General features: G+C 71.8%; 24 protein-coding genes. 15 read left to right on the top strand and 9 right to left on the bottom strand.

Annotated elements, in window-relative coordinates; translation table 11 throughout:
* Window positions 1–14 precede the first annotated feature (14 nt).
* Window positions 15–914 (top strand): DMT family transporter, encoded by a 900-nt coding sequence (locus tag AB0O15_RS11735; RefSeq protein ID WP_364317466.1) that lies wholly within the window; start codon window positions 15–17, stop codon window positions 912–914.
* Here AB0O15_RS11735 and AB0O15_RS11730 read toward each other — a convergent pair.
* Window positions 911–2,443 carry a heparinase II/III family protein gene (locus tag AB0O15_RS11730; RefSeq protein WP_364317464.1) on the bottom strand — a complete coding sequence of 511 codons (1,533 nt, stop codon included), beginning with the start codon at window positions 2,441–2,443 and terminating at the stop codon, window positions 911–913. The two genes, AB0O15_RS11735 and AB0O15_RS11730, sit on opposite strands and share 4 nt — an antisense overlap.
* Window positions 2,444–2,658: 215 nt before the next feature.
* Here AB0O15_RS11730 and AB0O15_RS11725 point away from each other — a divergent pair, with 215 nt between their 5' ends.
* On the top strand, window positions 2,659–3,498 hold the full coding sequence (locus AB0O15_RS11725) for a class I SAM-dependent methyltransferase (protein WP_364317463.1): 840 nt from the start codon (window positions 2,659–2,661) through the stop codon (window positions 3,496–3,498).
* Here the strand turns inward: AB0O15_RS11725 and AB0O15_RS11720 are convergent.
* Window positions 3,470–4,582, bottom strand: coding sequence for a hypothetical protein (locus AB0O15_RS11720; protein WP_364317461.1), 1,113 nt, complete (start codon window positions 4,580–4,582; stop codon window positions 3,470–3,472). The two genes, AB0O15_RS11725 and AB0O15_RS11720, sit on opposite strands and share 29 nt — an antisense overlap.
* Window positions 4,583–4,718: 136 nt before the next feature.
* Window positions 4,719–5,369: a helix-turn-helix domain-containing protein gene (locus tag AB0O15_RS11715; RefSeq protein WP_364317459.1), complete on the bottom strand. Its 651-nt coding sequence runs from the start codon at window positions 5,367–5,369 to the stop codon at window positions 4,719–4,721.
* Between the two features lie 109 nt (window positions 5,370–5,478).
* Between AB0O15_RS11715 and AB0O15_RS11710 the strand changes: the two genes are divergently transcribed.
* From AB0O15_RS11710 to AB0O15_RS11690, 5 genes are all read left to right on the top strand, one after another.
* Entirely contained in the window at window positions 5,479–6,681 is a 1,203-nt protein-coding gene (locus tag AB0O15_RS11710) for a cytochrome P450 (protein ID WP_364317457.1), read from the top strand.
* Between the two features lie 5 nt (window positions 6,682–6,686).
* Complete coding sequence (locus AB0O15_RS11705; protein WP_364317455.1) at window positions 6,687–6,884, top strand: ferredoxin; 198 nt, start codon at window positions 6,687–6,689, stop codon at window positions 6,882–6,884.
* Window positions 6,885–6,896: 12 nt separating this feature from the next.
* Window positions 6,897–7,769, top strand: a complete 873-nt coding sequence (locus AB0O15_RS11700; RefSeq protein WP_364317454.1) for a class I SAM-dependent methyltransferase — start codon at window positions 6,897–6,899, stop codon at window positions 7,767–7,769.
* Window positions 7,770–7,794: 25 nt separating this feature from the next.
* Window positions 7,795–9,330: a D-alanyl-D-alanine carboxypeptidase/D-alanyl-D-alanine-endopeptidase gene (dacB, locus tag AB0O15_RS11695; RefSeq protein ID WP_364317452.1), complete on the top strand. Its 1,536-nt coding sequence runs from the start codon at window positions 7,795–7,797 to the stop codon at window positions 9,328–9,330.
* 90 nt (window positions 9,331–9,420) lie between these two features.
* A complete protein-coding gene (locus AB0O15_RS11690; RefSeq protein ID WP_364317450.1) occupies window positions 9,421–10,302 on the top strand; it encodes a hypothetical protein in 882 nt (293 codons plus the stop codon).
* Window positions 10,303–10,354: 52 nt separating this feature from the next.
* On the opposite strand, the gene AB0O15_RS11685 is transcribed toward AB0O15_RS11690, so the two are convergent.
* Window positions 10,355–10,705, bottom strand: a complete 351-nt coding sequence (locus tag AB0O15_RS11685; protein WP_364317449.1) for an STAS domain-containing protein — start codon at window positions 10,703–10,705, stop codon at window positions 10,355–10,357.
* Between the two features lie 106 nt (window positions 10,706–10,811).
* On the opposite strand from AB0O15_RS11685, the gene AB0O15_RS11680 reads away from it, so the two are divergent.
* The 3 genes from AB0O15_RS11680 to AB0O15_RS11670 are packed head-to-tail and all read left to right on the top strand — an operon-like array spanning window position 10,812 to window position 14,527.
* Window positions 10,812–11,876 (top strand): chemotaxis protein CheB, encoded by a 1,065-nt coding sequence (locus AB0O15_RS11680; RefSeq protein WP_364317448.1) that lies wholly within the window; start codon window positions 10,812–10,814, stop codon window positions 11,874–11,876.
* A 33-nt stretch (window positions 11,877–11,909) separates the two neighbouring features.
* Complete coding sequence (locus AB0O15_RS11675) at window positions 11,910–13,754, top strand: CheR family methyltransferase (protein WP_364317446.1); 1,845 nt, start codon at window positions 11,910–11,912, stop codon at window positions 13,752–13,754.
* Between the two features lie 47 nt (window positions 13,755–13,801).
* Entirely contained in the window at window positions 13,802–14,527 is a 726-nt protein-coding gene (locus AB0O15_RS11670; RefSeq protein ID WP_364317444.1) for an ATP-binding protein, read from the top strand.
* On the opposite strand, the gene AB0O15_RS11665 is transcribed toward AB0O15_RS11670, so the two are convergent.
* Window positions 14,517–15,701, bottom strand: a complete 1,185-nt coding sequence (locus AB0O15_RS11665) for a zinc-dependent alcohol dehydrogenase (protein WP_364317442.1) — start codon at window positions 15,699–15,701, stop codon at window positions 14,517–14,519. The two genes, AB0O15_RS11670 and AB0O15_RS11665, sit on opposite strands and share 11 nt — an antisense overlap.
* Before the next feature lie 61 nt (window positions 15,702–15,762).
* Between AB0O15_RS11665 and AB0O15_RS11660 the strand changes: the two genes are divergently transcribed.
* Window positions 15,763–16,566, top strand: coding sequence for an SDR family NAD(P)-dependent oxidoreductase (locus AB0O15_RS11660; RefSeq protein ID WP_364317440.1), 804 nt, complete (start codon window positions 15,763–15,765; stop codon window positions 16,564–16,566).
* An 18-nt stretch (window positions 16,567–16,584) separates the two neighbouring features.
* On the top strand, window positions 16,585–17,829 hold the full coding sequence (locus tag AB0O15_RS11655) for a hypothetical protein (RefSeq protein ID WP_364317439.1): 1,245 nt from the start codon (window positions 16,585–16,587) through the stop codon (window positions 17,827–17,829).
* Here AB0O15_RS11655 and AB0O15_RS11650 read toward each other — a convergent pair.
* A complete protein-coding gene (locus tag AB0O15_RS11650) occupies window positions 17,826–18,095 on the bottom strand; it encodes a DUF6582 domain-containing protein (protein WP_364317437.1) in 270 nt (89 codons plus the stop codon). The genes AB0O15_RS11655 and AB0O15_RS11650 overlap by 4 nt on opposite strands.
* 41 nt (window positions 18,096–18,136) lie before the next feature.
* Here AB0O15_RS11650 and AB0O15_RS11645 point away from each other — a divergent pair, with 41 nt between their 5' ends.
* On the top strand, window positions 18,137–18,490 hold the full coding sequence (locus AB0O15_RS11645) for a VOC family protein (RefSeq protein WP_364317436.1): 354 nt from the start codon (window positions 18,137–18,139) through the stop codon (window positions 18,488–18,490).
* An 18-nt stretch (window positions 18,491–18,508) separates the two neighbouring features.
* On the opposite strand, the gene AB0O15_RS11640 is transcribed toward AB0O15_RS11645, so the two are convergent.
* The 3 genes from AB0O15_RS11640 to AB0O15_RS11630 form a co-directional block, all read right to left on the bottom strand.
* Window positions 18,509–19,594: a sigma-70 family RNA polymerase sigma factor gene (locus AB0O15_RS11640; protein WP_364317434.1), complete on the bottom strand. Its 1,086-nt coding sequence runs from the start codon at window positions 19,592–19,594 to the stop codon at window positions 18,509–18,511.
* 41 nt (window positions 19,595–19,635) lie between these two features.
* Window positions 19,636–20,310 (bottom strand): DUF6766 family protein, encoded by a 675-nt coding sequence (locus AB0O15_RS11635; RefSeq protein ID WP_364317432.1) that lies wholly within the window; start codon window positions 20,308–20,310, stop codon window positions 19,636–19,638.
* 84 nt (window positions 20,311–20,394) lie between these two features.
* Window positions 20,395–20,790: a hypothetical protein gene (locus AB0O15_RS11630; RefSeq protein ID WP_364317430.1), complete on the bottom strand. Its 396-nt coding sequence runs from the start codon at window positions 20,788–20,790 to the stop codon at window positions 20,395–20,397.
* Between the two features lie 57 nt (window positions 20,791–20,847).
* Between AB0O15_RS11630 and AB0O15_RS11625 the strand changes: the two genes are divergently transcribed.
* Window positions 20,848–21,702 carry a Rieske 2Fe-2S domain-containing protein gene (locus tag AB0O15_RS11625; protein ID WP_364317428.1) on the top strand — a complete coding sequence of 285 codons (855 nt, stop codon included), beginning with the start codon at window positions 20,848–20,850 and terminating at the stop codon, window positions 21,700–21,702.
* A gap of 62 nt (window positions 21,703–21,764) precedes the next feature.
* The gene (locus AB0O15_RS11620; RefSeq protein ID WP_364317427.1) at window positions 21,765–22,616 is read left to right on the top strand and encodes an ABC transporter permease; all 852 of its coding nucleotides are present in this window, start codon (window positions 21,765–21,767) and stop codon (window positions 22,614–22,616) included.
* The last annotated feature ends 3 nt before the right edge of the window (window positions 22,617–22,619 follow it).

The following is a 22,619-nucleotide window of genomic DNA, read 5'->3' as shown; positions in this document are numbered from 1 at the left end:
GAGAGGCTGGACCTGTGAATCGCCGAGCTTGGTCCCTCTTCGTCCTGGTCTCCGTCCTGTGGGGCATCCCGTACCTGCTCATCAAGGTCGCCATCGAAGACCTGTCGCCGGGCCTCGTGGTCGCCGGCCGGGTCGCTATTGCCGCCCTGGTGCTGGTGCCGATCGCCGCGCGGCGGGGCTCGTTGCGGGCCCTGCGCGGCCGCTACGGCACCGTGGCCGCCATCGCGGTGATCCACGTGGTGATCCCGTTCCTGCTGATCACGTACGGCGAGACGCACATCTCCTCGTCCCTGACCGGCCTGCTCATCGCGATCGAGCCCGCGGCCATCGCCCTGCTGATGATCCGGCGCGAACCCCTGACCCCCGGCCGCGCGGCCGGTCTCGTGGTCGGCTTCGCCGGCGTGGCCGTGCTGGTCGGGCTGGACGTCTCCGGCGACCGGCTCGGCCTGCTCGGCGCCGGGATGGTGCTGCTCGCCGCGCTCAGCTACGCGGTGGCGACGATCATGGTGCAGCGCCGGGCGGCCGGCCTGCCGCCGGAGGCGCTCGCGGCCGGCACCACCTCGGTCGCCGCGGTGCTGCTGGCCCCGATCGGCCTGCTGACCCTGCCCACGGCCCCGGTGCACGCGCTGTCCTGGGCCGCGCTGGTCGCGCTCGGGCTGCTCTGCACGGCGCTGGCGATGCTGGCCTTCTACGAGCTGATCGCGATCGCCGGGCCCAGCCGGGCCGGCCTGGTCACGTACGCGAACCCGGTCGTCGCCGTGCTCCTCGGCGTGGTCCTGCTGAACGAGAGGTTCGGCGTACACACCCTGGTGGGTTTCGGGTTGGTCGCCGTGGGCTGCTGGCTGTCCACGCGGCGCCCGGCCCCGGCAGCTCCGCCGGCGGAACTGCCGAAGCAACCGTCGGCGATGGTCTAACGCACCTGGAAGCGGGTGGTGCACTCGCGGCCGTTGTTGGCGATGGTGATCTGGTAGGCGGGCTGCTTCACCCCCGCCGACGGGAAATGCCAGCCGGCCGTCTCGGTGCCGACCGCGCCCCGCTGCACCTTGGCGATCCGGCCGGTCGTGGTGACCGTGAGCGTGCGCCCGCCCGGGTGCTTGAACACCATCCAGTCACCGGAGCGGCTGGTCAGCTTCCACTTCGGATCGAGGTGCCACGACTGGCTCCACTTCTCGGCGTTCTCGAACGAGTCGGACACCGTCATGCCGCCCGGCTCGACCTCGATCGCGCGGGTGTGCGGCACCAGGAACAACTCGTCCCGCACGGTCACGATGTGCTTCTGCGGAGTGATCGACGCCTCGGTGAGCTTGGCCTTGCCCCCGGCGACAAAACCCGGTTCGGGTACGGCCACGTTCTCGCCCTGGGGCGTCAGCTGATACGTACGGAAGGGATCGTCGTGGTTGTAGCTGTGCCGCCCCGCCCCGACCAGCACCCGGACGCCGTCGGCCCAGAAGGTCACGCCGCCGGCCTGGTCGCGGTGCCCGTGCGCGCGGCGGTCCGGACCGTAGCGGACCGTGTAGTGCGTGGTTTCCGGGTCGGTCCAGCTCCACCGCCCGGCGAAGAACCCGGCCACGTCGTCGCGTACCGACGGGGTCGCGCCCAGATCAAGCGGCCGGCCCTTGCCCTCGTCCGAGTCGCCGAACTGCACCAGGTTCCCGTCCGGCTGGGTCATCCAGGCCAGCATCCGGTACGCGTCGTCGACCGTCCGGCGGATCTTCGAGGCCGTGTCCCGGCTGCCCGGCGAGGTCTCCAGCAGGTCGGCCGCCTCCGCCCACAGCACCGCGTTGACGTGCTGGTACTGCGCCGACTGCTCGAGTGACGTACCCATCGGCGAGAAGGCTCGCGGCGCCTCCCGGGCGATCCGGTCGAGCGCGTTCCGCTTCCAGCCGGCGCGGTGCAGCAGGTCGGCCGCCCGTACCAGCTGAAGGTTGGCCATCAGCCCGTGGTTGTGCACGGTGTGGTGTGGCGGGCCGTAGTAGCGGCCGCTGAACTGCACCGCCGCGTCGGCCTCCATGCCCGGCACCAGATCCGCCGACCGGGTCAGCGTGTACAGGCAGTTCTCGGCCTCCAGCCGGCGCATGGCCGTGCCCTCGTCCCAGCCCTCGGCCTGGCGGCCGGTGTCCGGGTTCTCCTGGTGGAACGCGACGGCCTGGGCGACCAGCGCGTCGAGCACCGCGGTCTGGCCGTCGGCGTGCGCGCGCCCGGCGATCGGCCGCATCCAGGACAGGCCCAGGAACTTCAGTTTCCAGCTCAGATCCCCGATCGGTGTACGGCGCCAGGTCTCGGCCGGGATGCGGCCGACGATGAACGGCTTGGCCGGCGGCAGGTTCACCGTGACCCGGCCGGTGTCCGCGACGCGGTCGGCGGCCGGTGGACCGCATCGCGCATCGGACGCCTGGATGGTCGGCCAGGCCGGTTCCGGCCCACCCGTCAGCTTTTCCCCCATGTCCGTCACGTGCGCCGCCGTGACGACGACGATCGCGACGAGAGAGGCCGCGGCTGCCGCGACTCTCCAATGTGTGATTCGCACGAACGGTCAGATGCCGTGTCCGGAGGAAACGTTGTGCGGACTTCGGGGATACGTCCATTCCTGTGACTTGTCGAACAAACGGACAATAGCCGCCAGACGCCGTCAAGTCCGGCGTGTGGTAGGCCATCGGGGTGACTTCCGAAACGGCGCCGGAGAACCTCCGGACCTTCTACGCCGACCCCGATCTCCTTCGTGATCGGCAGCAGACCTACGCCGGCGCCGGTTTCGCCGGCTGGGTCCTCGAGCGTCTCGATCTTCGTAAGGTCGGCGATGTGCTCGACGCGGGGGCGGGGGTCGGCCGCTTCACGCTGCCGGTCGCGCAGCGCCTCGCCGACCGGCCGGCCCGGGTGGTCGCGGCCGACCTGTTCGACGGCATGCTCCGCACGATCACCCGGGCGGCCGTCCAGCGGGGTGTGACGGTCGGGACGCTGGTGGCCGACATCCAGGCGCTGCCCTTCCCGGCCGGCCGCTTCGACCTGGTGCTGGCCAACCACGTGCTGTACCACCTGCCCGACCTCGATCGAGGCGTCCGGGAGCTGGCCCGGGTGACCCGCCCGGCCGGTGTTCTCGTGGCCACCACGAACGCCGACGACATCCCGGTGGCGGTGATCGACCTGCACCGGGCGGCCCTGGACCGGATCGGCGCCCCGGCCGAGCCGGCGGAACCGTCCACGTTCTCCCTGCGCAACGGCGAGGCGGTGCTGCGCCGGTCGTTCCACGACGTCACCCTGCACACCTTCCGCGACCAGCAGGTGTTCGCGGACGCCGCCGAGCTGGTCGCGGCCTACCGCACGACGGGGCGGTTCCGTGCCGCCGTGGAGAAGACGGGCGCCGACCTCGATGGCGCCGCGTCGCAGGTCGCGGCCGAGTGGGCCCACCGGCAGGGTGGCAGGCTGACCAGCCCGATCGTGATGGGCGCCTTCGTCTGCGCCGGCCCCCGGCCTACGGCGAGTAGCCCCAGACCATCATGAGGTAGACGCCGTAGCCGGCCGAGATCACGGTCAGCAGGGCCAGGACCGTGATGGTGACGTGGCGGCGGGCCTGGGCCAGGGCGAACGCTATCGGGATGAGCAGGGGGAAGGCCGGGATCAGGAGACGGGCCTTGGCGTTGTAGTAGCCGTCGCCGAACAGGGACATGGCCACGATGGCGGCCGCGTAGACGGTCAGCTGCCACGGGACGCGGTCGAACAGGAGGATGACCAGGAGGGCCACGGCCACCAGCAGGACCAGGACGACGGTGTAGAAGGCCAGCGGGTTGGCCTTGGTGAGCAGGCCGTGGGTGGTGCTCACGGTGTACGAGCCGGCGTCGTACGACATCTTCCAGGCGTCGTTCTGGACGTGGAAGTAGCCGTCGGGGCGGCCCAGGCGGTAGCCGACCCAGGCCATGTAGCCGAGCAGGCCCAGCGGCGCGAGCAGACCGCCCAGCCAGGGACGCCAGCCGTCGCGGCGGCCGATCACGGCCAGCAGGGCGCTGAGGCCGACGACCAGGACCACGGCGGCGGCGGTCGGCCTGGTCAGGCCGGCCAGCAGGCAGAGCAGGCCGGCGGTCAGCCACTTGCGACGGAGGGTGGCGTACAGGGCCCAGGCGGTCAGGCCGGTGAACAGGGTCTCGGTGTAGCCCATCGACTGGACGATCGCGTGCGGGATCACCGCCCACAGGCCGGCCAGGATGATGCCGGTGGCGCGGTCGCGCAGGTGGGCGCCGATCGCGTACAGGGCCCAGGCGGCGCCGAGGCCGGCCAGCCAGGACAGCAGGATGCCGGCACCGCGGGCGCCGCCGGGGAGGACCGGGTCGAGCAGCGCGGTCAGTCCGGGGTAGAGCGGGAAGAACGCCAGGTCGGTGAGCCCGAGGGACCCGTCCGGTTTAAGCGGGATGGCGGTGTCGTAGCCGTTCGAGGCGATGTCGGCGTACCAGATCGCGTCGTACCGGCCGAGCATCGTCCACAAGCTCTTGCCCTGGTCGGCGGCGAAGAGCGCGGCGAGCACCAGGCCGACCAGGCGGAGTCCGGCGTAGAGGGCGACCGCGGGCCAGGCGGCGCGGACGCCGATGCTCACAGTGGAGCGTGCCGGAGGCCGCCGCTGCGCCGGAATAGCGGCGGTGACCTCGGAGAACGTCTGTGAGTGCGACAAATCGACAATCCCCGTTGGGCAAGCGGCACGAACGATCGCGCAGCCTACGCGCCACTGTGGATCAGCGGGTGACCGGGGCTCGGAACAGACCCTCGATCGCGTCGACGAGACCGGCCGCCGTCGCCGACCAGACCTCGGCGGCGGCCGCGGGGTCGGCGGGCAGCGTGCGTTCGCGCTGGGCACACAGGTGGACCAGCAGCGTGTGGGCCATCTCGCCCCGGTCGGCCCGGACCGGCGGGGACAGGCCGGGCAGGCAGCGGTTCAGGCCGGCGACGACGGCGTGCAGCGTCGGGGCGTCGTGCATCTCGTTGCTGGCCAGCTCGCGCAGCTGGGGTTCGGTGAGCAGCTGGGCGGCGAAGCGGGCGTACCAGGTGGGTGGTCCCAGCGAGGCCAGGTGCGCGGTGAACGGCAGCACCACGCAGGTGACCCAGTCGCGCAGGGCCGTGCTCCGGGCGTACCGCCGAAGGAGCTCTTCCCGCTGTTTCTCCATCGGGCCGGAGTGGCGCTGGATGATGGCGCGGACCAGGTCGGCCTTGGTGCCGAAGTGGTAGCCGACGGCGGTGTTGTTGCCCTGGCCGGCGGCCTCGCTGATCTGCCGGTTGGAGACCGCGATGACACCGTGCTCGGCGAACAGGCGCTCGGCGGCGGCCAGGATCAGCCCGCGCGTGTGCGACACCTGTTCGGTACGGCTGACACGCGGCGGGGAACTCATGGTGATGGTCAGAATAGGCGCTCTGTGCCTAAGTCAGTCACTTGATTGAGGGCGGCGGGTGCGGTTGGCTGATTCGCGGTGATACGTCCCCGCTAGGGAAGGACGCTCCATGCCCGACACAGATGTCCGTGAATTTCCGATGCCTCGGGCCGCCGGGTGCCCGTTCGACCCGCCGCCGGCGCTCAAGGAACTACAGGAAGAGGCTCCGATCGCCCGGGTACGGCTGCCCGACGGCGCCACCGCCTGGGTGGTGACCCGGCACGCCGACCAGTGCGCCGTGCTCGCCGACCGCCGGGTCAGCTCGGACATGACGCACCCCGGCTACCCGCGTGGCGGCCCGGTCCGCGAGGGCCCGGGCAAGATCGGCTTCATCCTGATGGACGATCCGGAGCACGCCCGCCTGCGGAAGATGGTCACCGCGCCGTTCATGATCAAGCGGGTCGAGGCGATGCGCCCGGCCATCCAGCGGATCGTGGACGACCGCATCGACGCCATGCTCGCCGGGCCGAACCCGGTGGACCTGGTCGAGGCGTTCGCGCTGCCCGTACCCTCGCTGGTGATCTGTGAGCTGCTCGGGGTCCCGTACCGCGACCATGATCTCTTCCAGCACAACAGCAGACAGCTGATCAGCCGGTCGGCGCCGATCGAGCAGCGCGGGGCGGCGTTCCAGGCGCTGCACGACTATCTCGACGATCTGCTGGCCGAGAAGCTGGAGCGGCCCGGCGACGACCTGCTCTCGGGCCTGCTCGAGCGGGTCCGGGCCGGCGAGCTGACCCGCGGCGACGCGGCCGGCATCGGCGTGCTGCTGCTGATCGCCGGGCACGAGACCACCGCCAACATGATCGCGCTGGGCACGATGGCGCTGCTGGAGAACCCGTCGCAACTCGCCCTCCTGCGTGACACCGACGACCCCAAGGTGATCGCGGGCGCGGTCGAGGAGCTGCTGAGGTACCTCAACATCACCCACAACGGACGGCGCCGGGTCGCGCTGGAAGACCTCGAGGTGGCCGGTCGGCTGGTCCGCGCCGGCGAGGGCCTGATCATGGCCAACGACATCGGCAACCGCGACCCGTCGGTCTTCGACGACCCCGACCGCCTCGACGTCACCCGGGACGCCCGGCGGCACGTGGCCTTCGGGTTCGGCGTGCACCAGTGCCTCGGCCAGCCGCTCGCCCGGGTCGAGCTCCAGGTGGTCTACCGCACGCTCTACCGGCGCGTTCCCACGCTGGCGCTGGCCGTCGACCGCGACCGCATCCCGTTCAAGCACGACAGCGTCATCTACGGCGTCCACGAACTCCCGGTGAGGTGGTAGATCCGATGAACATCGACATCGATCAGGACAAGTGTGTTGCCTCCGGCCAGTGCGTGATGACCGCCCCCGAGGTCTTCGACCAGCGCGACGAGGACGGCGTGGCGTTCCTGCTCGTCGATGCCTCGGACGCCTCGTCGGCCGAGGACGTGCGCCAGGCCGCCGCCCTCTGCCCGGCGGTCGCCATCACCCTTCGGGAGCAGTGACATCCTGTACGGATGAGCGACCGCCGCTGGGACACCGTGCTGACCTACCTGGCCGCCGCCGCGGGACCGACCGGCGTGATCGCGGTGGACGGTCCGGCCGAGGCGGCCGGCCTGCTCGCCGCCCGGCTGCGCGCCCGCTCGATCGACGTCTCGCCGTCCGGTGACGTGGTCGTCCGGGCGCGTACCTCGCGCTCGGACGGCCGCCGGGCCGACGTCGCCGCCGTCGTCGACCTGTCCGACCCGTCGTGGCCGATCCTGAGCCACGCCGACCCGGCCCGGCTGCCGGCCGAGCGCTGGTACAGCACCGAGTCACGGGCGTTCTTCGCGGTGCGGGCGGCGCGCTGGGACGCCAAGTTCGGCGACGATCTCCCGGCGTACACGGCGGCGGTCTCGTCCTCGTCGGTCCGGCCCGGCGGCGTGGCCATCGACATCGGCTGCGGCACCGGCCGGGCGCTGCCGCCCCTGCGGGACGCGGTCGGGCCGGCCGGCACGGTCATCGGCGTCGACCACACGCCCGAGATGCTCCAGGTCGCGGCCGGGCGGGCGCGAGCCTCCGCCGCCACCCTGGTGCAGGGCGACGCCCGTCAACTGCCGTTCGCGACGGGTACGGCCGACGCGCTGTTCGCCGCGGGCCTGGTGACACATCTGCCCGACCAGGACGAGGCGCTGTCCGAACTGGCCCGGATCACCCGCCCCGGCGGCCGCCTGATCCTCTTCCACCCGACCGGCCGGGCCACCCTGGCCGCCCGCCACGGCCGCACCCTCGATCCGTCCGAACTGCTCGCCGCCGACGTCCTGCCCGCGGTGATGTCCCGCACCGGCTGGTCCCTGCTCAGCTACGACGACGCACCGGATCGTTTCCACGCCGTGGGTCAGCGGAACTGACCAGGCTGCCCCTATGCTGACCCCCATGGTCACCAAGGGTAGGCGAATCCTCATCGTGAGTGCGGTCGTGGCGCTGGTCGGCGCGGTCGGCCCGGCGTCCCAGGTGTCCGGCGCCCCCGGCGATCCGGCCCTCACCGCCGCCCTCGACCAGGTCTTCGCCGACGCCCGGCTGGCCGGCGCGACGACCGGTGTGGAGGTCCGCGACGCGGCGACCGGCGCCTCACTGTACGAACGGGCCGTCAACCAGCGGCTGATCCCCGCCTCCAACCAGAAGGTCCTCACCTCGATCGCCGCCCTCGAGCTCCTCGGCCCCGGCCACCGCTTCCACACCGACGTGCTCACCCACCACGGCGACCTCTACCTGCGCGGCACCGGCGACCCGACCGTGCTGGCGAGCGACCTCGACGCCCTGGCCACCCAGGTGGCACGCTCCGGGGTCCGGGTGGTCCGCGGCGACCTGGTGGCCGACGACACCTGGTTCGACGACGTCCCGCTGGGCACCGACTGGGCCTGGGACGACGAGCCGTACTCGTACGCCGCCCCGATCTCGGCCCTGACCCTGGCCCCCGACACCGACTATGACGGCGGCGCCGTCATCGTGGAGTCCCGCCCCGGCCCGGCGGCCGGCGCGCGGGCCGCGATCACCCTGGTCCCGCCGAACCATTACGTCCGGGTCGTCAACCGGGCGACCACCGGCGCGCCCGGCAGCGCCAACACTTTGTCGGCGGTCCGGTCGCACGGCACCAACACGATCCTGGTGACCGGCTCGGTCCCGGCCGGCGCGACCACGGCCGGCCAGGACTATCTGTCGGTCGAGGACCCCACGGCGTACGCGACCTCGGTCTTCCGCGACGCCCTGGCCCGCCACGGCGTCAAACTCCGCGGCCGCGTGACGACGGGCGCCACCCCGGCGGACGCCAAGATCGTGGCGACCGACCAGTCGATGCCCCTGAGCGAGATGCTGACCCCGTTCCTCAAGCTCTCCAACAACATCCACGCCGAGGTGCTGGTCAAGACCATGGGCCGGCTGGCCTCCGGCGAGGGCTCCTGGCCGGCCGGCATGCGCGCGATCGACGGCGCCGTGTCCGCGCTGGGCGTCAACACCGCGGTGATCCGTTCGGTGGAGGGCTCCGGCCTGAGCCGCCGCGACTGGCTGACCACCCGCCAGCTCACCACCGCCCTGCTGGCCGCACAGACCCGCCCGTGGTTCACCACCTGGTACGCCGCCCTGCCGATCGCCGGCCAGCCCGACCGCCTGGTCGGCGGAACCCTCCGCAGCCGCATGACCGGCACCCGCGCGGCCGGCAACGTGCACGCCAAGACCGGCAGCCTGACCGGCGTCAACGCCCTGTCCGGCTACGTCACCGACGCCTCGGGCCGCCGCCTGGTCTTCGCCATGCTGGTCAACACGTCCCTGGTGAGCGCCACACCCATCCTCGACGCCGCCGCCGTGACCCTGGCCAACGCCGGCGCCTCGACACCGGCCACGGCCCGCATCGCGCCGCCCGCGTCAGCCCCCGCCGATGACGACGTCGAGTGCGCCTGGGTCAAGGCCTGCTGACTCCCGCGACCACGGGGCTTGACGGCGTCTGGTTGCATTTCGGTCCGGAGTGGACCACGGGGGTCCGCGGGAGAAAGCGGAAGGCACAACATGACACGGGGGATTCGCCGCGGCGTGGTCGCGGCGTTGGTCGGTGCGTTCGTGGCGCTGAGTGGGGCAGGGGCCGCGGTCGCGGCGCCGGCCGACGGGCCGTTCACGATCTCGGCCACCGACCTGAAGTACGGGCAGCCCGACCTCAACGGGTGGCGGTCGGCTCAGAACACAGTCACCTTCACCAACACCACGTCGGAGGCGATCGAGTTCCCGGTGCTGACGTTCCCGGTGAACGGGCGGGACCACGCCATGCACGCCGACTGGAGCGGCTGCCCGGTGATGTTCGGGCATTCCAACGAGCTCGTCTGCATCACGGAGCCGATCGCGGCGGGGGAGACCACCACGCTCACGCTGCCGTGGGGCACCAACCAGCGGCCGCCGGGCGGAGTAGCTCACGTACGCATCGAAAAGGGTCTCGACCGGGACGGGAACGTCGAGGCCGGCACCGTCAGCCGGACCAGCTACCGGGTGTCGTTCGCCAAGCTGACCGGCGCCTTCGACATCACCGCCACCGACCTGCGGTACGGGCCGGTGGAGGAGGACGGGTTCCGGCGGGGCAGCACCACCGTCACGATCACCAACCTGACCAAGCGGGCCGTCCCGTACCCGCTGATCAGCTTCCCGAGCAGCGCCGGCACGCCGGAGCACACGCTGTGGAGCGACTGCCCGGTGGTGTTCGGGCAGCGGGACAAGACGGTGTGCCAGGCCGAGCCGCTGGCCGCGGGGGCGTCGGCCACGCTGACCTTCCCGTTCCTCACCGACTCGGCGTGGACCGAGTTCGAGGCCAACGTCCGGGTGGACGCCGGCGCCGACGACAAGGGCACGGTCATCGAGGGCACGGCGGCCGGCACGCAGTACACGGTGTTCGAGTCGGCGTGACACGAAGCGGCGCGGCCGGGGAGTCCCGGCCGCGCCGCGTGCGTGGTCGCGCTCAGGGGGTTTCGAGACGGCCCAGGATGTCGAGGATCTCGAGCACCCGGCGGACGGCGGGGCGCAGGTTGCGCACGGTGAGGATCATGCCGTGCCCGGCCGCGATGGACCGGCAGGCGATCAGGGAACGGGCGCCGGCGGCGTCGATGAATGTCAGGTCGGCGAGGTCGAGGGCGATCGTGCCGCCGGCGCCCGGCGCCCGGACCAGCGCATCGAGCAGCAGGCCGGCGGTGTCGCGGTCGAGCTCACCGGTCACGGCGAGGACGGAACCGTCGTGGCCGGCGTGACTCGGCTCGACAACCTGGAAGATCGGCTCGCCCACCGAGTCGGGGGAGAGCTGACGAGGTGTCATCCCGTACTCCCGGGTCGAGGAACTGCTCTCACCCTACCCGGGCCGGGTCGATGCGGCACGGGTCGACACGAGGCGTAATCTCGGGGTCTGGGGGTATGACTGACCGATGGCGGAACATCGAGATGTGGTCGCGGTCGGCGCCTCCGCGGGAGGCGTCGAGGCGTTGCGTGCGCTGGTCGGCGGTCTGCCGCCGAACTATCCGGGCGCTGTGCTGGTGGTGCTGCACGTGCCACGCGACGCTCCCAGCGCTCTCCCGGGCATCCTCAGCCGCAGTGGCCCGCTGCCCGCGGCGACCGCCGTCGACGGCGAGCACCTGCGCGGGGGCCGGATCTACGTGGCCCCCAACGACCACCACCTGCTGCTGCTGGACGGCCACATCCGGCTGACCCGCGGACCGGCCGAGAACGGTCATCGGCCCGCGGTCGACCCGCTGTTCCGGTCGGTGGCGCGGGCGGTCGGCCCCCGGGCGGTCGGTGTGGTGCTCTCCGGCTCCCGTGACGACGGGGCCGCCGGGCTGTCCAGCATCGTGGGGCGGGGCGGCACCGCGGTGGTCCAGGACCCGGACGACGCCCTCTACCCCTGGATGCCGCGCGCCGCTCTCGCCGAGGTGGACACCGAGCACGTCGAGTCCGCCGCCAAGCTCGGCGGCCTGATCGCTGGGATCACCGCCATGGACCTGCCCGAGAACACGCCGGCCCGGCCGTCCGACGCCATGCTGGACGCCGAGGTCAGCATGTCGGAGCTGGGCCCGCTCACCTCCGACGAGCTGGCTCTGCCGCCGTCCGGCTACGGCTGTCCGTCGTGCGGCGGGGCGTTGTTCCAGATCGATGTCGACCCGACGCCTCGGTACCGCTGCCGGGTGGGACACGCCTGGTCGCCGGAGAGCCTGCTGGACGAGCAGGCGATCGCCCTCGAGGGCGCGCTCTGGATGGCGCTGCGTGCCCTGGAGGAGAAGTCGGCGCTCAGCCGGCGGCTGGCCGGGCGGGATCAGCGGCGGCACGGGTCCAGCGGCGACCGGTTCCGCCGGATCGCGGCCGACGCCGAGGCGGCGGGCCGGACCATCCGTCAGCTGATCTCGCAGGTGGGCTCCTCGCTGCCCGCGACGGACGATCCCGCGCCGCCGACCGGCGGTCCAGGCGCGCTGACCGATCCGGCGCCCGGCGTGCGCTAACGTCATCGCGCCGCTGACGCACCGGAAGGCCTCATGGAACCCACCGATCCCGGCTTCGAATCGCTGCTGACCTATCTCAAAGAGGTGCGGGGCTTCGACTTCACCGGCTACAAGCGGTCCAGCCTGGTGCGCCGGGTCGATCGGCGGCTCAGCCAGGTCGACGTGGCCGGCTACCCGGACTACCTCGACCACCTCCAGGTTCACCCGGACGAGTTCACCGCGCTGTTCAACACGATCCTGATCAACGTGACCGGCTTCTTCCGCGACCTGGACGCGTGGGACTACCTGCGGGCCGAGGTGCTCGGCCCGCTGCTGGCGGCCAAGCCCCCGGAAGCGGTGATCCGGATCTGGTGTGCCGGCTGCGCGTCCGGCGAGGAGGCCTACACGCTGGCCATGGTGCTGGCCGAGACGATGGGGCCGGAGGCGTTCCGGGACCGCGTCAAGATCTATGCCACCGACGTCGACGAGGAGCAGCTCAACGACGCGCGGCAGGCCGTGTACACCGCGCGGGACATCGAGGCGGTGCCGGCCGAGCTGCGGAAACGCTATTTCGAGCCGGCCGGCGACCGCTTCATGTTCCGCAAGGACATCCGGCGCTGCGTGATCTTCGGTCGCAACGACCTGGTGCAGGACGCGCCGATCTCCCGGATCGACCTGCTGACCTGCCGCAACACGCTGATGTACTTCAACGCGGAGACGCAGGCCAAGATCCTCCGCCGGTTCCACTTCGCCCTGAACGACGGCGGGGCCCTGTTCCTGGGCAAGGCCGAGATGCTGCTCAGCCACGGCCGGTTGTTCACGCCGGTCGACCTCAAGCGCCGGGTGTTCCGCCGGACGCCGCGGGCGACGCCACCGGCCGGGTCCGATCCCGCCGACTACCCGCGACTGCCACCAGGCCCGATGACCCACCTCGATCAGCTGCGGGGCGAGGCGTTCGCGGCGAACCCGCTGGCCCAGATGGTGCTCACCGCCGACGGGCTGATCGCGATCACCAACCGCCAGCTGGAGAAGGTGTTCGGCGTCTCGACCCGGGACGTCGGTCGCCCGTTCCGCGATCTCGACCTGTCGTACCGCCCGGTCGAGCTGCGGCGCTCGATCGAGCAGGCCCAGGTCGAGCGCCGGACGGTGCGTGTCACCGGCGTCGAATGGAACCGGGGTGGCGACATCACCCACCTGGAGGTGCAGCTCAGTCCCCTCACCGATGCCGACGGCAGCCTGCTCGGCGTGCACGTGGTCTTCCAGGACGTCACCGTCGCGCGGCACCTCCAGGACGACCTGGAGCACGCCAACCAGCAGCTCGAGACCGCGTACGAGGAACTGCAGTCGACCAACGAGGAGCTGGAGACCACCAACGAGGAACTGCAGTCGACCGTGGAGGAGCTGGAGACCACCAACGAGGAGCTCCAGTCGACCAACGAGGAGCTGGAGACCATGAACGAGGAGCTCCAGTCCACCAACGACGAGCTGCAGACCATCAATGACCAGCTCCGGTTCAGCACCGACCAGCTGGACGAGACCAACGCGTTCCTCGATGCCGTGCTGACCAGCCTGCGCGCGGGCGTCGCCGTGGTCGACCAGGACCTGCGGATCCGGACGTGGAACCGGCAGGCCGTGGAGCTCTGGGGCCTGCGTCCCAACGAGGTGATCGGCCAGCACTTCCTCAACCTGGACATCGGCCTGCCGTTCGAGCGGCTGCGGCCGATGCTGCGCGGGGCGCTGGCCGGGGAGCCGGGGGAGGCCCAGATCGAGGCCGTCAACCGGCGCGGCCGCGCGGTTCTCGTCCGCGTGTCGTGCGTTCCGCTGGGACCGGCCAACGCCTCGGAGGGCAAGGACGGTGCGATCATCGCGATGGAGTCCACCGAGGCGAGAAGCGTTTGACCGGGACAACCCGGGGAACGCGATCTCGGTAGGGAAGGCGGGCACATATGGCGGTCACCTGCGTGGTCACGGACCACGAGGCCGGTCTTCAGGTCGCGCTGAGCGGCTCGCTGACCATGTCCGACGTGGGCTCGTTGCGGCTGCGCCTGTTCAAGTGCCTGGCCGAGCAGCCGCACGCCCTGTTCGTGGAGTTGTCCGAGCTGACCGTGGCGGAACCGCTGGCGCTGACGGTGCTCGCCGCGGTGTCCCGGCAGGCCGCCCGCTGGCCCGGCATCCCGGTGCTGCTGTGTGCTCCGGCGGCGCTGGTCGGCGCGATGCTGGCCCGGCCGGCGTACCGCCGGCTCCCGGTGTTCCCGACCATCGAGAGGGCGGCGGCCCAGGTGGACGACTATCGGCACAGCCTGCCCTCGATCTCTGATCAGCTGCTGCCGATCGCGGGCGCGGTGCGGGAGGCGCGCGGCCTCGCCACCGAGGCCTGCCTCCGCTGGGAGCTGCCCGGCCTGGTCGGCCCGGCCAGCCTGATCGTGGACGAGATGGTCAGCAACGTCGCCGATCATGCGAACACGATGGCGACGTTGCGTCTGACCCTGCGTCCGAACTTCCTGATGATGGCCGTCGAGGACGGCTCGTCCGAGCCGCCGGTGCCGTCGGACGACCCGCGTGCCGTGCGCGGCCGGGGCCTGCTGCTGATTCAGGCCATGGCGCACAGCTGGGGCTGGCTGCCCACCGAGGGCGGCAAGGTGGTCTGGGCGACGCTCGCCGTCACGGCTTGAGCACGACCTTGACGCAGCCGTCCTGCTTGTTCTTGAAGATGTCGTACGCGTGCGGCGCCTCGTCCAGCGGCAGCCGGTGGGTGACCAGGTCGTCCACGCCCAGCGGGTCGTCGTCGCCGGTCAGCAGCGGCATGATGTCGTCGACCCAGCGCTTGACGTGGGCCTGGCCCATGCGCATGGTCACGCCCTTGTCGAACAGGTCCATCATCGGGAACGGGTCGGCCTCACCGCCGTAGACGCCGATGATCGAGATCGTGCCGGCCCGCCGTACGCTCGCGAAAGCGGTCCGCAGCGCGGCCATCCGGTCGACGCCGAACGTCTCGGTGGCCTTGCGCGCCAGCGGGTCCGGCAGCAGGCCGGCCGCCTTCATCGCGGCCGACTGGAACGGCGTGCCGTGCGCCTCCATGCCGACCGCCTCGATCACGCCGTCGGCGCCGCGCCCGTCGGTGAGGTCGAGCACGGCGACCGGGATGTCGTCGATCGAGTCGAAGTTCAGCACCTCGATGCCGTGCCTTTCGGCCATGGTGATCCGCTCGCGGACGTTGTCCACCGCGATGACCCGCCCGGCGCCCAGGTGGCGGGCGATGCGGGCGCACATCTGGCCGATCGGGCCGAGCCCGGTGACCAGCACGGTGTCGCCCGGCTGGACGTCGGCGAACTTGACCGCCTGCCACGAGGTGGTCAGCACGTCGGAGAGGAACAGGTAGCGCTCGTCCGGGTGCCCGTCCGGCACCTTGATCGGGCCGAACTGCGCCTGCGGAACCCGCAGGTACTCGGCCTGGCCGCCGGGCACCTGCCCGTACAGCTTGGTGTAGCCGAACAGCGAGGCGCCCTTGTGCTGGTCCTTGACCTGGGTGGTCTCGCACTGGGCGTAGAAGCCGCGGGAGCACATCCAGCAGTGCCCGCAGGAGATGTTGAACGGGATCACCACCCGGTCGCCGGGTTTGATGTGGGTGACCCCGGCGCCGACCTCCTCGACGATGCCCATCGGCTCGTGCCCGAGGACATCACCCTTGTCCAGGTACATCCCGAGCACGTCGTACAGGTGCAGGTCGGACCCGCAGATCGCCGTGGAGGTGATGCGTACGACCGCGTCGGTCGGCTCCTGGATCTTCGGGTCGGGGACGGTTTCGACGGCGACCTTGCCGGTGCCTTGCCAGGTGAGTGCTCGCATGTCTGGCGGATGCCCGGACGCCGACGCGTTAATCATGGCCCGCGCGGGGGATGCAGTCAGCATGACAACACCAGACACACGAGAGTTCGCCGTGATCACCGGCGCGTCCAGCGGCATCGGGTACGAGCTGGCCAAGCAGTTCGCCCAGCACGACTACGACCTGCTCGTCGTGGCCGAGGACGCGGGAATCCACGAGAAGGCGGCCGAGCTGGGCGCGACCGCCGTGCAGGCCGACCTGGCCACCTACGAGGGTTGTGAGGAGGTCTATCGCGCGGTGATCGGCACCGGGCGGCGGCTGGACGCCCTGGCGCTCAACGCCGGTCGCGGCCTCGGCGGCGACTTCGTCCGCGAGACCGACCTGATCGAGGAGATCAACATCATCGACGTGAACGTGACGTCGACCGTCCACCTGGCCAAGCGCCTGCTCCCGGAGATGCTGGAGCACGGCGGCCAGGTGCTGTTCACGTCGTCGATCGCGTCCATGATGCCGGGCACCTACCAGGCGGTCTACAACGCGTCCAAGTCGTTCGTGCAGTCGTTCGCCGAGGCGTTGCGGGACGAGCTGCGGGACACCGACGTCTCGGTGACCGCGCTGATGCCCGGGCCGACCGACACCAACTTCTTCCACCGCGCCGAGATGGACGACACCCCGGTCGGCGCCGGCTCGAAGGACGACCCGGCGCTGGTCGCCAAGCAGGGCTTCGAGGCGATGCGGAAGGGCAAGGAGAAGGTGGTCGCGGGCTCGGTGAAGACCAAGGTGCAGGGTACGGCGTCCAAGGTGATGCCGGACAGCGCCAAGGCGGCCATGCACCGGAAGATGGCCGAGCCGGGCGGCGCCACCGACGGAGAGCAATTGCAAGGATGAGTTATCGTCTTCGACCTGATGACGAAACGGTTGCGTATCATCGTGGTCGCGATGCTGGTGATGCTGGCGGGGGCGTGGGTCGGCGCCTTCGCCGGCAGCCGCCTGGCCTGGGAGTTCGCCCCTGACCTGCCCTCCGGGGCGGCGGCCGGGCGGCTCAAGGAGACGGCGTTCCCGGGGCTTCAGGTCTACGGGGGCGGGAACGCGAAGATCATCGAGCCGTACGGCGACGGTGAGGGCATCCGCTACGGCTCGGTCGGCTACTGGGTCAAGCACACCACCGCGACCCAGGACGTGGCGGCGTACAGCGCCGGCGTCCGGCAGCGGCTCACCGCGGCGGGCTGGACGGTGCACGACTACGACGTGGCCACCCCCGAGGCCCTGGTCGACGGCGGCAACGCGTACGACGCCACGTTCTGGGCCACCCGCCCCGGCCTGGTCCTGAGCTTCTCCGACCACTTCTGGACCGGGCGCCCGGCGTACGACTCGACCGGCGCCGCCGCCTTCGACCTGTGGCGCCAGGAACCGTCGTGGATGCCCGCGGCGGCCTGGGGCGGCGCGATCGGCGGCGCGGCGATCGTCCTGCTGCTGACCATGTGGGTCTACCGCCGGGCCCGACCCGCCGCCCGGGGCCCGCTCACCGTCGGCGCCCTGGTCTCGGTGGCCCTGATGCTGCCGAGCACCCTGACCCCCGGTCAGGAGACCCCGATGGACGGTCCCTGGTGGGGCGGCTTCTACTACTTCGGGCTCGGCCCGGCCGTCCTGGCCGCGATCATCTGCGGCGCGATCCTGCTGTACGCGCTGACCCGCGAACCGGCCGTCCGCGCGACCGTCCGATTCCTGGGCCGCCGGCCGCGCGTCGTCGGGGCGGTGGCCCTGGTCGCGCTGCTCGCCGCCGTGCTGCCGTGGGGGCTGCGGATGGCCGGTGTTCCGCCGTGCGAACCCAGCGGGCTGCCGGCCGAGGCCCGGGACAGCACCCACGTGAAGATCTTCGTGAGCAACACGTCCACCCCGCAGGAGCGGGCGCTGATCGACGCGGCGATCTTCCGCAGCCGCGCCGGCAGCCTGGGCGAGCTGGTCTGGGAGCCGAGCTCGTCCGGGTTCCGGGAGACCTACTGCGGCGGCGGGCCGGTGCCCGACGAAGCGGTCGCCACGCTGCCGTACTACTTCGATGTGGACCTGTCGAACACGGCCACCTTCCCGGCCCTGACCGACGAGGTGGCCGGCCTGGCCGGGGTGGTGGCCGTGCGGCGTACGGCCGACTAGCCGGCGCTCGGCTTGCCGAGGTCCTGCCAGCGCGTCTCGGTCATCTCGACGCCGTGCTTCTTGGCCGCCCGCTTGATCCGGCGGAACGCTTCCTCGCGCTCGGCGTCACTCACGTCGCGCACCTGATCGAACCGCGCGATGGCGTTCCGGACGTGCCGGGCGTCGTTGAGCGGCTCCTTGCGAACCCGCGGGAACGCGAAGGTGCTGTCCGGCATCGCGTTCCGTTCGGCCGCGTCCAGTTCGTTGCTCTTCGTCTTTCCAGCCATGTCGGTGACATACCCAGTCCCGAGCCGGGTACGCACGGACGATGGCTGTGCTGGAGAAGACCGTCATTGATTGCCCCGACCCTCGTGAGCTGGCCGCCTTCTACGCCGCGGTGCTCGGCATGCGGGTCAACGAGGACAGCCCCGACTGGGTGGTGATCGGCGTCGAGCCGGGCGCCCGGCAGCTGGCGTTCCAGCGCGCCGAGAAGTGGGTGCCGCCGAGCTGGCCCGACCCGGACCACCCGCAGCAGCTGCACCTCGACATCCGGGTCGACGACGTCGAGGCGGCTCAGGAGCGGGTGCTCGCCCTGGGCGCGACGCTGCTCGACGACACTCCCGACCGAGGATTCCGGGTGTACGCCGACCCGGCCGGTCACCCGTTCTGCCTGGTCTTCTGAACGGGCCGCGGTGGCCGTTCAGCGCAATGTGGACCTGAGGGCGTCGAGCACCGCTCGCACCGTCGGCTGCACGCCGGCGAGCCGCAGGTCCACCCCGGCCATCCCGGCGGCCCGGGCGGCGTCGGCCAGCACCGCCACGCCGGCCGCGTCCATCAGCGGCACCCCGGTCAGGTCGAGCACGACGGTGTCGCCCCGCCCGGCCGCGCCGACGACCCGGATCAGGCAGGTCCGGAGCGACCCGGCGGTGTCCCGGTCGACCTCGCCCCGCACCCGCACGGTGGGCACCCCGGCGGCCCGCCGGACCGTGAGGTCCCACGCCGTCCCCTCGACACCCGGCCAGGTCGGGGCCGCGTCGCTCAGCATCGACTCCCGTAGCCAGGTCAGGGCCCGGGCGAGCAGCCGCGACACGTGCATCTGGGAGACCCCGAACTCGGCGGCGATCTCCTGCTGGGTGCGGTTGCCGTGGAAGCGCAGGGCGAGCATGCGCTGCTCGCGGGCGGGCAGGCGGCGGAGCAGGACGTCCAGCGTCAGCCGATCGTCGGCCGAGGCGAGATCCGGGTCGGCGCCGCCGTACAGGTCGCCCAGCTCGTCCGCCTCGCCTTCCCGGATCGGGGCGTTGAGCGAGGCGGTGGTGTGCCCGGCGGACGAGAGGAGCGCCTCGTCGACCGCGGCCACGGTCGCACCGACCCGGTCGGCGATCTCGGCCGTCGTGGGCGGCCGGGACAGCTCGCCGGTCAGGTCGCGGGCGGCCCGGCCGACGGCCAGGCCGAGATCCTGGACCCGGCGGGTGACGTGCACGCCCCAGGTCCGGTCGCGGAAGTGCTTCTTGAGCTCGCCGTGCATGGTGAGGGCGGCGTACGCGGTGAACGACCCGCGGCCGGGCTCGTACCGGTCGATGGCCTTGACCAGCGCCATCCGCGACACCTGTTCGAGGTCGTCGAGCGGCTCGCCGCGCCCGGCGTAGCGGTGCGCGAGCCGGTCGGCGAAGGGCAGGCAGTAGTAGATGAAGTCGTCGCGAAGGGCGGCACGCTCGCCGGCGGCGTATTCTGCCGCGGCGAGATCGAGATCGTCATCCCGGGCCGCTGCGATGCGAAGATTTACCACGCACCACCGTGTGCCCGCGCGCGTGCCCCTTAAACACCGTTCTATCCTTCGATCCCGGTAGCGGTGTGCGGGGTGCCGACCGGCTTCGACTCGGGGGAGCCGCGCTGGCGCAGGTAGATCGCCAGGATGGCGAAGGAGGCGACCGCGAGCAGCTCGGACTGCCAGTTCTGCAGCGTGCGGTTCCAGAAGTCCGGTTCGGTCAGGTAGCGCGCCCACGAGACCGGGTCGTGCTGGTCACCGAGGCGCTCCTCGTTGAAGGCGGCCGCCCCGGCGATCGACTGGGCCAGCCACGAGCCCAGGAAGATCACACCCATCGCGAAGCCGAGCGAGTTGCTGTAGAGCCGGGTGCGCCAGCCGCCGGTGCGGGCCCAGCGGGGCGACTGCTCCTCGGCGTACGCGCCGATCTTCTGCTCCTTGTCCGACTCGAGGCCGGACTGGCCGGGCGCCTTGGACTCGGGCGACCCCTTCTGGATCAGGAACACGGTCAGCACCACGTAGAGGAAGAACTGGAGGTATTCGGACTGCCAGTTCTCGGCCACGTCGGCGCCGAAGCTGGCCGAGGTCACGTAACGGCCCAGGCTGATCGGTGGCAGGCCCTCGGTGAGCTGCCGCTGGTTGAAGTCGGCGTGCCCGGCCAGCGCCTGCAGACCGAGCACGAGCAGGAACAGGCCGCCGAAGACCAGCCCGAGCGAGTTGTCCCGCAGCCGCCGCCTCATCGGTGCAGCACCCCCAGCGCGGTGAAGTACACCAGTCCGACCACGACGACCACGAGAGTCAGCACGAACAACGCGCGCATCGCGTCACCCCTCCAACTCGCAGTCGTAGGGCCGGCCACCGCCGCGTGCGGTGCACCCGGCGGCGACGACCCGCCAGCCACCGGGGAAGGCGGCCAGGAACACGGTGTCGCCGGCGAGCTTGACCTGCGCCTGCTGGCCGTACACCGCGGTGCGGGTGACCCGGCCCGGCTGATCGGGGAGATCCTCGTCCAGGATCGCCTCGGCGCACGGCTGATCGTCCGCGACCGACGCCGCGGTGTCCGGGGCCAGCAGGTCACAGGCGGCGCGGCCGTCACTCGCGCCGAGCGCGGCGTACAGCCGCTCGGCGACCTCGTCCGCGGCCTGCTCCCGGCCACCGGCCGGGGAGCAGGCGGTCAGCAGGGCCAGCGCGGCGACGCCGGCCAGGACAGATCTGATCACGAGCCGACATTAGTCCCCGGCACGATTGGGGCGGCGCATCGGGGGAATGTGTGTGTCATGCAGATCCTCCGCCGCGTGGAAGAAGCCCGGTTCCTGGACGCTCCCGGTGACAAGCTGCAGAGCGCGGTCACGGCCGCGACGAAGCCGCAGCGTCTGAAGGACTTCCTGCACGGCGCCTGGCTGGGCCATCCGCTGCATCCGGTGCTCGTGCAGTTCCCGGTCGGCTCGTTCGCGTCGGCCGCCCTGCTCGACCTGCTCCCGGGCCGGGGGAGCGGGCGGGCGGCCACCACGCTGATCGCGGCCGGGCTGGCGGGCTCGGCGCCGGCGATCGCGGCCGGGCTGCAGGACTGGTCGCAGATGGGCCCGGAGCGCCGCCGCGTCGGCCTGGTGCACGCGGCGGTCAACAGCGTCGCGCTCGGGCTCTACGCCGGGTCGCTGGTCGCGCGCCTCCGGGGCCGTGCGGGGCTGGGCAAACTCCTCGGGTTCGCCGGGCTGTCCACCGCCGGCCTCGGCGCCTACCTCGGCGGCCACCTGGCGTACGCGCAGGCCGGCGGCACCAACCAGGCCGCGCCGGAGACCATCCGGGTGCCCGAGGAGTGGACCCTGATCGGCTCCCTGGCCGACCTGCCGGACGGCAAGCCGGTGGTCCGGACGGTGGCCGACGTGCCCCTGCTCGTCTACCGGCTGGGCGACCGGGTCACCGCGATGATCGAGCGGTGCAGCCACGAGACCGGCCCGCTGGGCGACGGCGAGGTGCGTGGCCAGGGCCGCGACGCCTGCGTGGTCTGCCCGTGGCACGGCAGCACGTTCCGGCTGATCGACGGCAAGGTGGTGCACGGGCCGGCCGCGAACGACCAGCCGCTGCTGCGGACCCGGGTCACCGGCGGCTCGGTCGAGGTCAGCTCGCGCTGACATGTGTTACAGACCTGTGTAGCCCATTGCCATTAAGTCCATCGGCAACATAGGAATTGGGGGTGACCACCACCCTCACGGCGCCCGCGCCGGCCGACACCGGCCCCCGACCCGGCGCCCTGGCCCCGCGCGGTGGCCGGCGACGCCGCGTCCTGTTGCGGCTGCTGTCGCTGGCCGTCCTCTATACCCTGTGGGAGATCACCGCGCGGGTCATGCGGAACCCGACGTTCATCCCGGCGCCCGCGGCCGTCTGGCACCAGCTGATCGAGACCTCGACCGTCCATGACGGCGTCCGCGGCTACAGCGGTCACCTGCTGATCGAGCACCTCGGGGTCAGCCTGCGCCGGATCCTGATCGGCTCGGTCGTCGGCGTCGGGGCCGGCCTGGTCGCCGGGGTGGTGATGGGCACGGTCAGCTGGATCCGGGTGGTCGCCGAGCCGGTGGTCACCTTCGTCCGGGCGCTGCCGCCGCTGGCGTACTTCAGCCTCTTCATCATCTGGTTCGGCATCGACGAGACGCCCAAGCTGTGGCTGCTGGCGATCGCCGCCATGCCGCCGGTGGCGGTGGCGACCGCCTCGGCGGTCTACTCGGCGCCGACCGGCCTGGTCGAGGCGGCCCGCGCGCTGGGCGCCGGCCGGGGGCAGGTGATCCGGGACGTGGTGCTGCCCAGCGCCCTGCCCGAGATCTTCACCGGCATCCGGCTGGCGGTCGGCATCGCGTACTCGTCGGTGGTCGCGGCCGAGACCATCAACGGCATCCCCGGCATCGGCGGCATGGTCCGCGACGCCCAGCGTTACTCACAGACCGACGTGGTCGTCCTCGGCCTCTTCGCCATCGGCCTCTCCGGCCTGCTGATCGACGCCCTGCTGCGGACGGCCGAGAACCGGCTGATCCCGTGGCGGGGCCGTGCATAGAAA

Origin of the sequence: Actinoplanes sp. NPDC089786, assembly GCF_040684855.1 — a bacterium.
Lineage (GTDB): Bacteria > Actinomycetota > Actinomycetes > Mycobacteriales > Micromonosporaceae > Actinoplanes.
The sequence above is the reverse complement of the archived record's forward strand: the minus strand, read 5'-3'. Positions and strand labels throughout refer to the sequence as shown.